Origin of the sequence: Gordonia sp. 'Campus', from assembly GCF_022206305.1 — a bacterium.
Taxonomy (GTDB): Bacteria; Actinomycetota; Actinomycetes; order Mycobacteriales; family Mycobacteriaceae; genus Gordonia.
The window spans coordinates 44,045-58,865 of the sequence record NZ_JAKOIW010000010.1 but is presented as its reverse complement, the minus strand read 5'-3'; the positions used below and the strand labels follow the sequence as shown (position 1 = coordinate 58,865).

13 protein-coding genes and 1 tRNA gene are annotated in these 14,821 nt (G+C 66.6%); 10 read left to right on the top strand and 4 right to left on the bottom strand.

The genetic code is table 11. The features are described from left to right. Positions 1-3: 3 nt before the first annotated feature. The 8 genes from MAY35_RS12370 to MAY35_RS12335 all read left to right on the top strand — a co-directional run bounded on the left by MAY35_RS12370 (position 4) and on the right by MAY35_RS12335 (position 9,422). The gene (locus MAY35_RS12370; RefSeq protein ID WP_238421591.1) at positions 4-846 is read left to right on the top strand and encodes a transketolase; all 843 of its coding nucleotides are present in this window, start codon (positions 4-6) and stop codon (positions 844-846) included. Continuing rightward, positions 839-1,828: a transketolase family protein gene (locus MAY35_RS12365; protein WP_238421590.1), complete on the top strand. Its 990-nt coding sequence runs from the start codon at positions 839-841 to the stop codon at positions 1,826-1,828. Before MAY35_RS12370 ends, MAY35_RS12365 begins: the two co-directional genes overlap by 8 nt. Next, positions 1,825-2,952, top strand: a complete 1,128-nt coding sequence (locus tag MAY35_RS12360; RefSeq protein ID WP_238421589.1) for a glycerol dehydrogenase — start codon at positions 1,825-1,827, stop codon at positions 2,950-2,952. Before MAY35_RS12365 ends, MAY35_RS12360 begins: the two co-directional genes overlap by 4 nt. Next, positions 2,942-4,543 (top strand): AMP-binding protein, encoded by a 1,602-nt coding sequence (locus MAY35_RS12355; protein WP_238421588.1) that lies wholly within the window; start codon positions 2,942-2,944, stop codon positions 4,541-4,543. Before MAY35_RS12360 ends, MAY35_RS12355 begins: the two co-directional genes overlap by 11 nt. A gap of 113 nt (positions 4,544-4,656) precedes the next feature. After that, positions 4,657-5,799, top strand: a complete 1,143-nt coding sequence (locus MAY35_RS12350; protein ID WP_004019893.1) for an acyl-CoA dehydrogenase family protein — start codon at positions 4,657-4,659, stop codon at positions 5,797-5,799. Between the two features lie 256 nt (positions 5,800-6,055). Beyond that, the gene (locus MAY35_RS12345; RefSeq protein WP_238421587.1) at positions 6,056-7,027 is read left to right on the top strand and encodes a WcbI family polysaccharide biosynthesis putative acetyltransferase; all 972 of its coding nucleotides are present in this window, start codon (positions 6,056-6,058) and stop codon (positions 7,025-7,027) included. Continuing rightward, a complete protein-coding gene (locus MAY35_RS12340) occupies positions 7,024-8,034 on the top strand; it encodes a hypothetical protein (protein ID WP_238421586.1) in 1,011 nt (336 codons plus the stop codon). The genes MAY35_RS12345 and MAY35_RS12340 overlap by 4 nt, the downstream gene beginning before the upstream one ends. Continuing rightward, positions 8,031-9,422: a glycosyltransferase family 2 protein gene (locus MAY35_RS12335; protein ID WP_238421585.1), complete on the top strand. Its 1,392-nt coding sequence runs from the start codon at positions 8,031-8,033 to the stop codon at positions 9,420-9,422. Before MAY35_RS12340 ends, MAY35_RS12335 begins: the two co-directional genes overlap by 4 nt. A 53-nt stretch (positions 9,423-9,475) precedes the next feature. On the opposite strand, the gene MAY35_RS12330 is transcribed toward MAY35_RS12335, so the two are convergent. After that, a tRNA-Leu gene (locus MAY35_RS12330) sits at positions 9,476-9,552 on the bottom strand. Positions 9,553-9,664: 112 nt separating this feature from the next. Between MAY35_RS12330 and MAY35_RS12325 the strand changes: the two genes are divergently transcribed. Then, positions 9,665-10,288, top strand: coding sequence for an ANTAR domain-containing response regulator (locus tag MAY35_RS12325; protein WP_238421584.1), 624 nt, complete (start codon positions 9,665-9,667; stop codon positions 10,286-10,288). Positions 10,289-10,448: 160 nt separating this feature from the next. Next, entirely contained in the window at positions 10,449-11,813 is a 1,365-nt protein-coding gene (locus MAY35_RS12320) for an ABC transporter substrate-binding protein (protein ID WP_238421583.1), read from the top strand. A gap of 112 nt (positions 11,814-11,925) precedes the next feature. Here the strand turns inward: MAY35_RS12320 and MAY35_RS12315 are convergent, their stop codons facing one another. From MAY35_RS12315 to MAY35_RS12305, 3 genes are read right to left on the bottom strand one after another with little or no spacing between them, the layout of a single operon-like run. Beyond that, the gene (locus MAY35_RS12315) at positions 11,926-12,735 is read right to left on the bottom strand and encodes an ABC transporter ATP-binding protein (RefSeq protein WP_238421582.1); all 810 of its coding nucleotides are present in this window, start codon (positions 12,733-12,735) and stop codon (positions 11,926-11,928) included. Next, complete coding sequence (locus MAY35_RS12310) at positions 12,732-13,838, bottom strand: ABC transporter ATP-binding protein (RefSeq protein WP_238421581.1); 1,107 nt, start codon at positions 13,836-13,838, stop codon at positions 12,732-12,734. Before MAY35_RS12310 ends, MAY35_RS12315 begins: the two co-directional genes overlap by 4 nt. Continuing rightward, positions 13,831-14,820, bottom strand: a complete 990-nt coding sequence (locus tag MAY35_RS12305; RefSeq protein WP_238421580.1) for a branched-chain amino acid ABC transporter permease — start codon at positions 14,818-14,820, stop codon at positions 13,831-13,833. Before MAY35_RS12305 ends, MAY35_RS12310 begins: the two co-directional genes overlap by 8 nt. Position 14,821: the final 1 nt, after the last annotated feature.

The window sequence follows — 14,821 nt, the reverse complement described above, 5'->3', positions numbered from 1 at the left end:
CACATGCTCGTACACAACGACATCGATCGTCCATCGACCGCGCAGCTGGCCGACACCGCGTTCCGGCTGCGGTCGGCGATGATGCGCATGGCAGCGGACAAGGGCGAGGGATACATCGCGCAGGGGCTCGGGATCGCCGACCTGCTCGCGGTCATCTACTTCCGGCAGTTGCGTTTCGATGCCGCTGACCCGGAGTCGCACTCCCGGGACCGCTTCCTGATGTCCACCGGGCACTACTCGATCGCGCTCTATGCGGTGCTGGCCGAACTGGGCATCCTCACCGAGGAGCAGATCGCGGGCTACGGACTCAACGGCAGCGAACTGCCGATGAGTACTTTCGACGAGACGCCGGGGGTCGAGATCACCGGTGGCTCACTGGGACACGGCCTGGGACAGGGCATCGGGATGGCGCTCGGGCTCCGCCTCGACGGCGGGGATCAGAAGATCATCGTCGAACTCTCCGACGGTGAGCTGCAGGAGGGGTCGACCTGGGAGTCGGCGATGTCGGCTGCCAGCTTCGGTCTCGGCTCCCTCACCGCGGTGGTGGACTGCAACGGAATCCAGGCCGACGGTCCGATCGTGCTCGACATGGAACCGATCGCGGCCAAATGGGCTGCCTTCGGCTGGGCGGTCGAGGAGGTCGACGGCAACGACATCGAGGCCCTCGTCCGGGCGTTCGACGCGCTGGCAGCCGCGCCGGCAGACGTCCCGCGCGTGCTGATCGCCCGGACGACTCCCGGGACCGGCGTTCCCACGCTGGTCGCCCGGGAACGGGCACATTTCGTCCGCGTCCACGACACCGAGTGGACCGGGCTCATCGCCGAACTGGAGGAAAATCGTGGCTGAGCTCAAGAACCGTGCCGGCGGTATGGGTGAGATCGCCGATGTCGAAGGCCCTTACGAGCAGGCGCCATTCGGTACCGAACTCGCCGACCTCGGTGCCCGCGACGAGCGGATCGTCGGACTGAGTGCCGACATGTCGAAGTATTCCGACATCATCCCGTTCCGGGATCGCTTCCCGGAGCGGTACTTCAACGCCGGTATGGCCGAGCAGAACGCGGTGATGATGGCCGCGGGGCTGGCGAAGGTCGGCAAGATCGCGTTCTGCGCGACCTACGCGGCATTCCTCACCCGCAGGGCGCTCGACTTCATCGCGGTGTCCTGTGCCCACAGCAAAGCGAACGTGAAGATCGTTGCGGGGTCGCCGGGACTGGTGAATCCCTATGGGGCTACTCATCAGTCGCTCGAGGATCTCGTCGTCATGCGAGCCGTTCCGGACCTGACCGTCATCGACCCCTGCGATGCCGTCGAACTGCGCCACGTCATCCGCGCGGCCGCTGCGACGCCGGGCACGTTCTACATCCGGAACCTGCGAGGCAAGGTGCCCGTCGTCTTCGACGAGGACGACTTCTCGTTCGAGATCGGCCGCGCGCGGATGCTGCGTCCGGGTCGAGATGTCGCCGTCATCGGGACGGGGTTCATGACGGCCCGCGCGCTGAGGGCGGCGGAGTCCGCTGAGGCGGCGGGGGTGTCAGCGGCGGTGTTGCACGTGCCGACGATCAAGCCACTGGACACCGAGGCCATCGCCGCGGTCGCCGCGGACGTCGGTCGGGTGATCGTGGTGGAGAACGGTTTGCGCTCAGGCGGATTGGGCACCGCGGTCGTGGAGACGCTGGCCGACCGGGGGATCGCGGTTCCGGTGACCAGGATCGGGCTGGGGGATCGATTCCATCCCTGCGGTTCCCAGGGTTACAACGAGGCGCTGTTCGGTCTCGACGAGCCGGCGATCACGCACGCGGTGATCACCGGGGACTGGCCGCACGCATGAGCGCTCTGCTGGATGGGATCGGTGTCGCCCGCGCCGCCCGTCGGTTCGCGGCTCCGCAACAGTATCTGCAGGGCCCGGGGGTTCTCGATGAGCTCGGCGGGGTGGTGGCCGAGATCGGGGGAGCGCCGGTCGTGGTCATCGACGCCGACATCGCGGAACTGTTCGGGGCGCGTATCGAGGCGTCGCTCGCCGGCGCCGAGCTGCGCGCGCGCGTGATCCGGGTGACCGGACCGGTGACCCGCGGGGTCATCGCCGACACCCTGACGCGCGTTTCGGCCGGACAGGGCGACGTGGTGGTCGGCATCGGGGGAGGCAAGGCGCTCGACATCGCCAAGGGTGTGGCCGAGGCCGTCGGACGGCCGATGGTCTCGGTGCCGACGGTCGCGTCCAACGACGGTCCGACCGCCAGCGTGTTCGCGCTCTACGACGAGCACGGGCGCCTCTCGGAACTCGGTCGTCTTCCCGCGAATCCGGCAGCGGTCATCGTCGACACCGAGGTGATCGCAAAGGCGCCGATCCGATTTCTGGTATCGGGCATCGGAGATGCGCTCGCCAAGAAGTACGAGGCCCGCTCGTGCGCGCGGGGGCGTGGTGTCACCACGCAGGGCACCCGCCCGCTGATCATCGGCGAGGTGGTCGCCGACGGATGTTCACGAATCCTGTTGCGCGACGGCGAGGCCGCGGTGCGCGATGCACTCGCGCACCAGGTCACCCCGGAACTCGAGGCGGTCATCGAGGCGGTCATTCTGTTGTCGGGCATCGGTTATGAGAACGGCGGCCTGTCGATCGCGCACTGTATGACGCGGGGTCTTCAGGTCGGGCGTGGGTCGTCGGCGCATCTGCACGGGTACCACGTCGCCTACGGCTTGCTGGTCCATCTGGCGCTCGAGGACGATCCCGAGGTCGACCGCGACGAGATCCGCCGCTTCCTCCGTGCCCTCGGTCTCCCGACTTCGCTGGCCGATCTCGACATGGTCGAACCGTCGGACGCCGAGATCGAGGCTCTGGCCGTCGCGGCGGCGTCGGCGCCGCACGTCGCGAACACCTGGGTCGACGCATCGGTCCCCAGTATCATCGCGGCCATCGAACAGGTGGAGAAAGAGGCGGCGATCGATGGTGACTGAACACGGCCCGGACCCGGACACCGGCAGCGCTCGGAGCCCGGTGCCGCCGCCGGCCGAGTTCACCTTTGCCGCGCTGAGTCCGGCCACGTTCCTGGATCGGGCCGCTGCGGCATTCGCCGGACGGATCGCGGTGATCGACGGGTCACGTCGCTTCACTTACACCGAGTTCCACGATCGGGTCCAGCGATTGACCGCCGTGCTCGAGGAACTCGGTGTCGGCCCCGGTGACCGCGTCGCCGCGTTGTGTGCGAACTCGCACGTGATGCTGGAACTGCACAGTGCTGTTCCCGCCCACGGCTCTGTACTGGTGCCGCTGAACGTCCGGCTCTCCGAGCCGGAGCTGACCTACATCCTGGAACACAGCGGCGCTTCGGTTCTCGTCGCGACGGTCGAGTTCGCCGCCCGCGCACGAGCAGTCGGGGAAGCAGTCGGGGTCCGGGTGGTGATCGGAGGTTCGGCGGACGGCTCGGACGAGTACGAGCGACTGCTCGCGAACGCGGGCGCCCCGGTTCGTCGGGACACCGACGAGCGCGGACTACTCGCGATCAACTACACCTCCGGCACCACCGGACGCCCTAAAGGCGTGATGTACCACCATCGGGGCGCGTATCTGCAGTCGGTGGCGATGGCGTACCACTCCGGCCTCGGGCCGGGCTCGAAGTACCTGTGGACGCTGCCGATGTTCCATTGCGACGGTTGGTGTTTCACATGGGCTGTCGTCGCCGCCGGCGGCACGAGTGTCTGCCTTCGGGGCATCGACACCGCTCAGATCTGGCATCACCTCGTGGCAGACGGTGTCACTCACTTCAGTGCAGCGCCAACGGTGCTCACGATGATCGCCGAGGACCCGGCCGCCACCCGGCTTTCGACGACGGTGCAGGCCGGGACGGGTGGGGCGCCCCCGTCACCGGCATTGCTCGCCCGGATGGCTCGCCTGGGCATCGAGGTGACGCATCTGTACGGCATGACCGAGACATTCGGTCCGATCGTCGTCAACGAATGGCAACCGGAATGGGACGACGCCACCGACACCGAACGTGCCGAACGCAAAGCGCGACAGGGCATCGGGAACATCGCGGCGGTCCTGGTCCGTGTCGTGACGGCCGATGGTGTCGACGTGCCCGCCGACGCGGCGACGGTCGGCGAGCTGGTGGTGCGCGGCAACAACGTCATGCTCGGCTATTACCGCGACCCCGACGCCACCGCCGCGGCGACGATCGGGGGGTGGCTACGGACCGGTGACCTCGCGGTGATGCATCCGGACGGGTATGTCGAGATCCGCGACCGCAGCAAGGACGTCATCATCTCCGGCGGCGAGAACATCGCGTCGGTCGAGGTGGAGCGGGTGCTCGACAGCCACCCCGACGTCGTCGAATCGGCGGTCGTCGGCCGTCCGGACGAACGATGGGGTGAGGTGCCGATCGCCTATGTCACCGTGCGCGCCGGAGCGAGCCTGACCGCCGAGGGTCTCGTCGAGTTCGCACGCGGAGCCCTGGCGCGGTTCAAGGTGCCCAAGACGGTCGTCTTCACCGAACTGCCCAAGACATCGACGGGCAAGATCCAAAAGAACGTGCTCCGCGACCGCGGGTGAGTGCGACGGTCTCCGCCTGAGACAAAGTGCGTCTGTCATGCCAATGAGACGTTGCCAACACGCACTGTTACGCTCGCCGTTGACATTGTTACTCGTGGATAGGTACTCGCACCATGGCCGAACGGTCCTCTTGGGAAAACGACGATCTCAGCGCCCTGCGCGATCTCGCTCGCAGCTTCTGCGAGAAAGAGATCAAGCCGAACGCCGATAAGTTCATCGAGCAGCACCACGTCGACCGCGACCTGTGGAACAAGGCCGGCGAACTGGGTCTTCTCTGCATGTCGATCCCGGAGGAGTACGGGGGCGGGGGCGGCAACTTTGCGCACGAGGCCGTCTTGATCGAGGAGCAGGCGCGCGTCGCCGACAGCTCGTGGGGCGTCAGCCTGCACAACGGCATCGTCGCGCACTACATCCTCGAGTACGGCTCGGAGGAGCAGAAGACCACGTGGCTGCCCAAGATGGCCAGCGGCGAGGCCGTCGGCGCCATCGCGATGACCGAGCCCGGTACGGGATCGGACCTGCAGAGCGTCAAGACCAAGGCCATCAAGCAGGGTGACGAGTACGTCATCGACGGCTCGAAGACGTTCATCACCAACGGAAGTCAGGCCGACATCATCATCGTCGTGGCCAAGACCGACGTGTCCGAGGGCGCCAAGGGCATCTCGCTCATCCTCGTCGAGGCGGACCGCGAGGGCTTCCGTCGTGGCCGGGTGCTCGACAAGGTCGGCCAGCGCGGGCAGGACACCTCCGAGTTGTTCTTCGACGGTGTGCGCGTGCCCACCTCGAATCTGCTCGGCACCGAGGAGGGGCAGGGCTTCATCCAGCTGATGCAGCAGCTCCCGCAGGAACGTCTGATCATCGCCGTGGCGTCGGTGGCGGGAATGGAGAAGGCGGTCTCGGAGACCATCGCTTACACCAAGGACCGCACCGCCTTCGGCCGGCCGATCTTCAGCTTCCAGAACACCAAGTTCAAACTCGCGGAGGCAGCCACCGAGACCCGGATCGGCCGGGTCTTCGTCGACGACTGCATCACCAAGCACATCAAGGGCGAACTCGACATCCCGACCGTCGCGATGGCCAAGTGGTGGACCAGCGACCGCGCCATGGTGGTCGCCGACGAATGCCTCCAGCTGTTCGGCGGCTACGGCTACATGAACGAGTACCCGATCGCCCGTCTCTGGGCCGACAACCGCGTGCAGAAGATCTATGCGGGCACCAACGAGATCATGAAGGAGATCATCGCGCGGACGCTCTGACGCCGAACGACTCCACACAGTCGACGGCCCCGGTGACGCGATCACCGGGGCCGTCGGCGTCGACGTGCCGACCCCGCGGGGGCGTGGAATTCCCATGCACCGGGGATGACCGACGGGGTGTGATCAGCGCGATGATTCTTTAGCGGGCGAAACGGATATACGAGAGGTTCGGGAACCCGGTCCGCCCGTTCGAGAAGGAGTCAGTACTGGTGATGACAGAGAACCGCCCCGGCGCTCACGCCACTTGGGAGCTGGAATGACTCCGGGTGACGACGTGTCGGTGGGTCACGACGTGCCAGTGGATGGGCGGACCCGACACTACGGCGACTTCTACGGCGTACCGGGGTCCGCGGCCGCGTTGGGGACCGACGAGAGGGCGCTGCTCGTGGTCTGGGGGAACTGTCAGGCCGAGGCGCTGCGGATCGTCCTGTCCGATTCCCCCGACCTACCGTTCCGTACCGTCCGCGTGCCGCCGGTCCACGAACTCGAGTCCACCGACATCGTCCACGTCGAGAACCTCGTCCGCCGGGCGGCGGTCATCGTGACGCAACCGGTGCGTGCGGGATACCGCGACCTGCCGATCGGCGGACCGGATCTGGCCGACCTGGCGCCGTCGGCGACGGTCATCGTGTGGCCGGTCATCCGCTACGGCGGGTTGTATCCGTTCCAGGTCATCGCGCGACACCCTTCGCAACCATCGGCGGTACCTGCTGCTGTGCCGTACCACGACCTCCGAACGGTCCTCGCCGCGCGGGACGGCCGTGAGTCTTTCGACGAGTGGGATGTCGACGTCACGGGCGAGCGCTTGCGAGAGGCAGCGCGCTGGAGTGTGGAACAGCTCGCGGCGCGCGAACGTCGCCAGTGCGACATCGCCATCTCCGACATCCTGCTCGACGTCGGGGCTGACGCCGCGCACACGATCAACCATCCCGGCAACCGGGTACTGCTGACCCTCGGTCGCCGAATCCTCGACGCACTCGGGGCGTCGGCGCCGATCCCACCGACGCGGGAGCTGCTCGGCAACATTCGCGCGCCACTGGAACAACGCGTGATCGATGCGCTCGCCATCGACGCATCCGCGCGGATCGCCTGGGACGTCGACGGTTCCGCGTTGACCGAGGAGGCCGTCCACCGAAGCCAGATGCAGTGGTACGCAGATCATCCCGAGTTCATCGATGCCGTGTTGGACCGTTACGTCGAGCTCATCGACATCCTGGGGCTGGCATGACGAGCCCACTGGGACACCTCCTCGTCGGACCCCGGTCGCACGGTGTGGTGCGGTATGCGCAGTCGGTGTACGACGCGGTGACCGCCGAGGGCGGCCATCATCGGTTGGCGCACATGCGCACCCTCTGCGCCGGACTGCCGGCTGGACTGGCCGACTGCGCGCTCGTGCACCTACACGTGACCGATCGCCTGTTCGGGCGCACGCCTCTGCAGGCGCGCGACAATCTGCTCGCGATGATCGCGGGTCTGCGCCGACCGGTCTCGGTGACGCTGCACGACCTGCCCCAGCCCTCGGACGGGCGGTCGATGCAGGCACGCATCGAGTTCTTCCGGTCGGTGGCCCGATCGGCGACCGGCGTGATCGTGTCGAGCCGACACGAGGCGTCGCTGTTCTCCGAATTCGTCGACCCGACGATCGAAGTCGAGGTCGTTCCGCTGATGATCGACTCCCGACCCGTCGACAAGCCCTCGGCGACAGCGGAATCGACGGTGGGCGTGCTCGGCTACCTGTATCCCGGGAAGGGGCATCTCGAGACTCTTCGGGCGATGTCCGGTCTCGATCCGTCGATCGGCTTCGTCGCACTCGGCACCCCGTCACCCGGACACGAGGATCTCGCCGACGACCTGGCAAAGCTGGCGGCGGACATGGGTAGGCGGTGTGAGATCACCGGGTACCTGACCGACGACGAACTCCGGCGGGCATCGGCCGAGGTCACGGTTCCCGTCGCCTATCACCGGCACATGTCGGCATCCGGCTCGATCAACTCCTGGATCTCCGCCGGGCGCAGGCCACTGGTCCCGCGCACCACTTACACCGAGGAACTCGCCGCGCGGTCCCCGGGCGTGCTGACGATGCACGCGAACGACGACGATGCGCTGCAGGCCGCCATCGAGCATGCGATCGCGCACCCTGCGGACACCTGGATCGATCCTTCCGTCGTGCCGTCGCCCACGGCCGTCGATGTCGGGCTGGAGCACGAGCGACTGTTGCGGCGGTGGAGTGCGTGACGGTCATCGGGCTCGGTGATGGTCGGACCGTCGTGCCCGACAACCGGTGGGACCTGATCGACGATGCCGCGCCGACGCCGCTGGTGAGCGTCGTCATCCCGTACTACAACCAACCCCGCCAACTCGCGCTGGTCCTCGAAGCGTTGACGGCCCAGACCTACCCGGCTGATCGCCTGGAGGTGGTGGTGGCCGACGACGGTTCGTCCTGTCCGCCGGACGTCAGCGCGTGGACGTCCCGGTTGACGATCACGGTGGTGTCGCAGGAGGACAGGGGCTTTCGGGCAGCGGCCGCACGCAACCTGGGAGTCGCCGCATCGAACGGCACGATCCTGTGTTTTCTCGACGCGGACACGATTCCGACAGCCGGATACATCCGCCACGCGGTCAGGTTGCCGGCCGCGGCACCCGACGCGCTCGTCGTCGGTCGGCGCAAACATGCCGATCTCAGTGAGGTCACCCCGGAAGGGGTACACGAATGGCTGTGCGCACAGGGGCATCTCGAACGTTCGCATGATTGCGAACCCGGGTGGTTGGTCGACGCGTACGATCGCACGGCCGATCTCCTCACCCCTGGCTGGGACGGTTACAAGTACATGATCAGCGCGGTGATGACCTGTAGCCGTGAGCTGTTCCACGACATCGGCGGTTTCGATCCGTCGTTCGTCCGGTACGGGGGAGAGGACTGGGAGTTCGCGAACCGGGCGTTCATGATGGGCGCGGTGTTCGCGCACGAACCCGGTGCGGTCGCGTGGCACGACGGCCCCGACTGGGCCGAGCGTTCGGTGCCGGAACGGATTTCGGAGAAGAACGCCGAAGCCCTGGCGCTCGCGCCGCTCGTCACCGATCCGGCGGCCCGGACCGCCGGACTCCTGTATTCGATCCCTGACATCGTCGTGGTCGTGTCGGCCGAGGGACGCACCGCGGCATCGCTGATGCGAACGGTCGGCAGCGTGTTGCGTGGGGCGGACGGTCGCAGCGTGGATGCGGCTGTCTGGCTCGTCGGCGAGCGCTCCGCGGCATTGCTCGCCCAACTGGGCGTGCACGATTCGCGGATCCGGACCGGTGCACCCGACGCGTCGACGCTGTCGCGGTGCCGGTTCGTCGTCGAGATCGCCGGGCCCCTGGTCTTCTCGGACTATTCGCTGGCCCTGCTCACCGCACAGGTTGCACCGGGGGAGTGCGGTCAGGTGACGGTGGACTTCGACGGAACACAGTCGGCGTCGCTCACGGTCGCGTCGTCGCGCGCACGGCATCGGGCCCGGCGCTGGTCGGCACACACGGATCTGCACGCCGACGAGCTTCTCGACCGGCTGTTCGGGGTCCGGACCGTGCACGGCGACCGTGTCGGGATCAGCGTCACCGATGGTGAGCCGTCGTTGTCGTGGTGAGCGGGCCGTCCCGGCCGTTGGTGATCCCGTGGTCGCCGTCAGGCAGCTGCTTCTGGTGCCCCCGGTCAGACTCGAACTGACACTGGACGGGTTTTGAATCCGTTGCCTCTGCCAATTGGGCTACGGGGGCCAGTACACGGGTTGCCCCGCGCCGGAGACCAACTCTAGATGATCGGCCGTCGCGCCTGCCAACCGGTACTCTGCGTGCACACGGACGCGCCCCAGCGGACCCGGAGGAGGGGATGGTCACGGTGACCGACAGTGCGACGACAACGGCCGGTGAGACCACGACAACGCATCGGGTGCTGGTCGCGGAGGATGATTCGCTGATCCGGATGGATCTGATCGAGATGCTGCGCGAAGAGGGATATGACGTCGTCGGGGAGGCCCCGAACGGACAGGTCGCCGTCGAACTGACGGAGTCCCTGTCGCCCGATCTGGTGATCATGGACATCAAGATGCCCGTCCGCGACGGTATCGACGCGGCAACCGAGATCGCCCAGAAGCGGCTCGCGCCGGTGGTCATGCTGACCGCATTCAGCCAACGGGACTTCATCGACAAGGCGCGCGACGCCGGCGCCATGGCCTACCTGGTCAAACCGTTCACGAAGGCCGATCTGGTGCCGGCCATAGAGGTGGCGGTGAGTCGCTATCAGGAATTGAAGCAACTCGAGGGCGAGGTCGCGACGATGAACGAGCGGCTCGAGACCCGCAAGCTCGTCGAACGTGCCAAAGGGCTCCTCATGGAGAAGCAGACGCTGTCCGAACCCGAGGCCTTCAAATGGATCCAGCGCGCCGCGATGGACCGGAGGACGACGATGAAAGCCGTTGCGCAGGTTGTCGTGGAGACCCTGGGAAGCGAGTGATCCCGGCGATTTCAGTCCACAAATGGTGCTGCGCGTAGGTCAGTTTCGCTGTCTTTACGCAGCGGCAACAAGATCGCGCTAGCTTTTCTCCAGCGAGGCGCGGTCATCGGTATCTCGGGGTGCCGCCTTCGTGACAACGCCAATCGCAAGGAGAGCATTGATGTCCTTTCGCTTCTTGAAGAGCGGGGCAGTGGTCATGACCGCGGCGGCAGCTCTGGTGGTCACCGGCTGCAGCAGCTCTGACTCGGGTTCCGACGGAGGTTCGGAGGCGTCGTCGAGCGCCGCCGTCGAGTCCACCCCCGCCCCTCCGGGTCTCGGCCTCGCGCAGAAACTGGCGTGTAATCCGCCGAAGCCCGTCGCCGGCCCGGCCAGCACGGCGCCGCTGAAGATCGGCACGCTGCTCCCGGCCACCGGTTCCCTGGCCTTCCTCGGGCCCCCCATGGAGGCCGGGGTGAACCTCGCGGTCAAGGACATCAACGCCGCAGGCGGCGTCCTCGACCAGCCGGTCGAGATCATCTCCGGCGACTCCGGGGACACCACCACAGACACCGCTAACGCCACGGTGGACCGTGAGCTCAGCGCCGGTACGCAGGTGATCATCGGTGCGGCGTCGTCGTCGGTGTCGCTGAAGGTCATCGACAAGGTCGCCAACGCGGGCGCGGTCATGTTCTCGCCCGCGAACACCTCCGACGAGTTCACCTGCTACCAGGACAAGGGTCAGTACTTCCGGACTGCGCCCGCCGATGTGCTGCAGGCGCAGGCACTTTCGCAGACGATGGCCGAAGACGGCGTGCAACGCGTGTCGATCCTCGCGCTCAACGACCCGTACGGAACCGGGTTGGCCGACAACACCGTTCGGGATCTCGAGGCAGCCGGTGTGCCCGCGGATCAGATCCAGAAGATCATCTACGACCCGAACGCCCAGTCGTTCAACGCCGAGGTCGACCAGGTGAAGAACTTCGATCCCGACGGCATCGCGATCCTCGGATTCGAGGAGACCGCGAAGATCATCACCCGCATGCACGAGGTCGGCATCGGCCCGAGCGACGGCAAGCTCGTCTACGGCGTCGACGGCAACATGGGCAACGCTCTCGGTGAAGCGGTCGGACCGGGCCTGGTCAAGGGGATGAAGGGAACCACACCGCTCACCCAGACCAGCAGTGATTTCCAGTCGGCCCTCAAGGAACTCGACAGCGAACTGATCGACTTCAACTACTCCGGCGAGAGCTACGACGCTGCCGTCCTGAGCGCACTCGCGGCGACCGCGGCCAAGTCGACCGACGGTCGCACGATCGCGGCGAACATCATCGGGGTGACCAACGGTGAGGAGAAGTGCGATTCGTACCAGGCCTGCCAGGATGCACTGAACAGCGGCAAGACGGTCGCCTACGTCGGCAAGACCGGCAACCTGGCCTTCAACGCCGCCGGTGAACCCAGCGTGGGCTCCTACGGCATCCTCGAGTTCGACGACAGCAACAAGCTGCTCACCCCGACGCGCAAGTACGTGTCGGTCGCGGCGCAGTAGGACCGCACCCGGGCAGTGCGACACAACGAGACCCCCGGCCGCTCGGCCGGGGGTCTCTCGTTGTCCCAGTGAACTCGTCGAATGACGTGCGGCCCGGGAGTGGGCCTGCGAATCACTTCTTCTCGGAGCTGCCCGCCAAGGTGCCGAGGTAGAGCTCGATGATCTTCGGATCGTTGGCGAGGTTGCGTCCGGTGTCGGTGTAGGCGTTGCGCCCCTGGTCCAGGACGTAACCCCGGTCGCAGATCTGCAGACACCGCCGAGCGTTCTGCTCGACCATGATGATCGAGACACCGGTTGCGTTGATGGCCTTGCAGCGGATGAACACCTCGTCCTGGAACATGGGGGACAGGCCCGCCGACGGTTCGTCGAGCAGGAGTACAGCCGGCTCCATCATCAGTGCGCGTCCCATCGCGACCATCTGCCGCTCGCCGCCGGACAGCGCGCCCGCCTTGACCTTTCGGCGCTCGGACAGGAGTGGGAACAGTTCGGAGACGAACTCGAACCGCTTGGCGAAGGTCTTCGGGCGTAGATAGACGCCCATCTCGAGATTTTCCTCGATCGTCAACGCGGGGAACACATTCTGGGTCTGCGGCACATAACCGACCCCCTTGTCGACCAGGACGTGTGCCTTCGCCGAGGTGATGTCGTCGCCGCGCAGTGTCACGGTGCCCTTGCGAACGGGAATCAGTCCGAACAGGGTCTTGAGCAGTGTCGACTTGCCCGCTCCGTTGGGGCCGATGATGCCGACGATCTCACCGTCGTCGAGGTAGAAGTTGCACTCTTCGAGGATGTTGATCCCGGGGAGGTAGCCGGCGGTGATGTCGTCGGCCCTCATCAGGGCGTTGCCGGCGAGCTTGCGGTGCTCCTCCGGGGTTGCCGCGAGCTGTGCCGGCGTCAGCTGCCCTCCGGGTTCGGTGGTCATCGTGTGCCGTCCTTCTCGTCCGTGGCTCTTCGCGTGTCCGGGAGTTCGGTGACCTCGGACAGGTCTCCGCCCTCTTCGAGCGTCGCCTCGATCGCAGCCTCGACCTTCTCCGCGAGCACCGCGGTGGCGCCGACCGGGCGGCCCCGGTCATCGAACTCGAGTGGCTGATCGTGGTGCCCACCGAGATAGGCGTCGACGACGGCATCGTTGTCGCCCAATCGATCCGGCAGCGACTCGGCGATGATCTGTCCCTGGGCCATGACCACCACCCAGTCACTGATGTCGCGGATGACGTCCATGTCGTGCTCGACGAAGACGACCGTGACGCCCTCGTCGCGCAGCGACTTGATGTGCTCGAGGAGGCTCTGGGTGAGCGCCGGGTTCACGCCGGCCATCGGCTCGTCGAGCATGACGATCTCCGGGTCGGTCATGAGGGCGCGCGCCATCTCCAACAACTTGCGTTGGCCACCCGACAATGACCCGGCGAAGTCGTCGGCTTTGGCGTCGAGTTTGAAGCGCCGCAACAATTCGTGTGCGCGCTCGGTGATCTCGGCCTCCTGCTTGCGCCACGTCCAGGGCGCCAGCGCGGCCAGGAAGTGCTCGCCGCGCTGACCGGTCGCGCCGAGCTTGACGTTGTCGAGGACGGTGAGCTTGGCGAGGGCCTTGGTGAGCTGGAATGTCCGCACCATGCCGCGACGGGCCACCTGGTGGGGGACCATCCGGCCGAGGGAGGCACCGTTGAGTGACCATGTGCCGGAGTCGGGTTTGTCGAAACCGGTGATCAGGTTGAAGAACGTGGTCTTGCCTGCGCCGTTGGGTCCGATGAGTCCGGTGATGGCACCCCGCTGGACCTCCAGATGGTCGACCTGCACCGCCTTGATGCCGCCGAATGTGCGGGAGATGCTGTCCACCACGATGATCGGGTCCGGTTTGGCAGAGCCCGGGTCTGCCGGGACATCGGCGAACAGTCGCGCTCGTTCCGGTGCCGACAGTGCGGTGAGGTCGCGGCGTGTGGCCCGGATCGCCGGGGCAGGGGACGGGGCGTCAGGTGTGGGCTCGGCGGCGGAGTGGCGGCCGGTGGGCGGTGTCGCGTGATCAGGCATCGAGCTGCACCTCCCGTTTGTTGCCCAGCAGTCCCTGCGGTCTGAACACCATCATCAGGATGATCGCGAGGCCGAGGAGCACATACCGGAATGCGCCGACCTGCTGCGCGGACATGTGCAGGAGCGGGTCGTCGCCCGAGGTGGCCTGGCGCAGGAGGGCGTCGGGCACGGCGAGCAGGAACCAGAACAGCATCGCGCCCAGCACCGGACCGAACACGGTGGCCGCGCCACCGAGGATGAGAGCGCCGTAGGCGAAGAACGTCTGCGCCGTCGAGTAGAAGTCGGGGTTGATCGACTGGGTCGCAAGAGCATTGAAGACGCCGGCGAGTCCGCCGATGCAACCGCCGAGCACGAGGGCCTGCATCTTGTAGAAGTAGGCGTTCTTGCCCAGCGAACGTGCGGCGTCCTCGTCCTCGCGGACCGCCTTGAGCACCCGGCCCCACGGGCTGCGGACGAGGAGATAGACCATGAGACACAGCAGACCCACGATGATCCAGCCCACCACCATCGACCAGAGGTCGCCGCCGAGGAACTTGACCCCGAAGAACGAGTACTGCTTGCCGTTGTCGAACGGGCTGATCGAGAAGAAGCTGCCCGCGTACCCGTAGATGCCGTTGGTGGAATGGGTGAAATCGTCCGACGACGTGGAGCGGAACACCAACCGCAGGATCTCCGACGCGGCGATCGTGACGATCGCGAGATAGTCGGCCCGTAGACGCAGGGTCGGGATGCCCAAGACCACCGCGAGCATCCCGGCCGCAGCGATGCCGATGATGCCGCCCAGCCACAGCGGCTGGTCGTAGTTGACCGCCATGATGCCCACGCCGTATCCGCCGAGCAGGGCGAACGCGATCTGGCCGAAGTTGAGCAGTCCGGCGTAGCCGAAGTGCAGGTTGAGACCGATGGCCAGCAGGGCGTAGAAGATCGCCGACGGGCCGATCAGCTGTGCGATCGCTATCTGGAGCGCTGAGACGATGTCCATG

Bases quoted from the DNA above. Each gene is read 5' to 3' on its own strand.
- MAY35_RS12320 (WP_238421583.1), top strand. From the start codon at position 10,449: ATGTCCTTTCGCTTCTTGAAGAGCGGGGCAGTGGTCATGACCGCGGCG.
- MAY35_RS12315 (WP_238421582.1), bottom strand. From the start codon at position 12,735: ATGACCACCGAACCCGGAGGGCAGCTGACGCCGGCACAGCTCGCGGCA.
- MAY35_RS12360 (WP_238421589.1), top strand. From the start codon at position 1,825: ATGAGCGCTCTGCTGGATGGGATCGGTGTCGCCCGCGCCGCCCGTCGG.
- MAY35_RS12325 (WP_238421584.1), top strand. From the start codon at position 9,665: ATGGTCACGGTGACCGACAGTGCGACGACAACGGCCGGTGAGACCACG.
- MAY35_RS12340 (WP_238421586.1), top strand. From the start codon at position 7,024: ATGACGAGCCCACTGGGACACCTCCTCGTCGGACCCCGGTCGCACGGT.
- MAY35_RS12370 (WP_238421591.1), top strand. From the start codon at position 4: ATGCTCGTACACAACGACATCGATCGTCCATCGACCGCGCAGCTGGCC.
- MAY35_RS12310 (WP_238421581.1), bottom strand. From the start codon at position 13,838: ATGCCTGATCACGCGACACCGCCCACCGGCCGCCACTCCGCCGCCGAG.
- MAY35_RS12350 (WP_004019893.1), top strand. From the start codon at position 4,657: ATGGCCGAACGGTCCTCTTGGGAAAACGACGATCTCAGCGCCCTGCGC.
- MAY35_RS12355 (WP_238421588.1), top strand. From the start codon at position 2,942: ATGGTGACTGAACACGGCCCGGACCCGGACACCGGCAGCGCTCGGAGC.
- MAY35_RS12305 (WP_238421580.1), bottom strand. From the start codon at position 14,820: ATGGACATCGTCTCAGCGCTCCAGATAGCGATCGCACAGCTGATCGGC.
- MAY35_RS12345 (WP_238421587.1), top strand. From the start codon at position 6,056: ATGACTCCGGGTGACGACGTGTCGGTGGGTCACGACGTGCCAGTGGAT.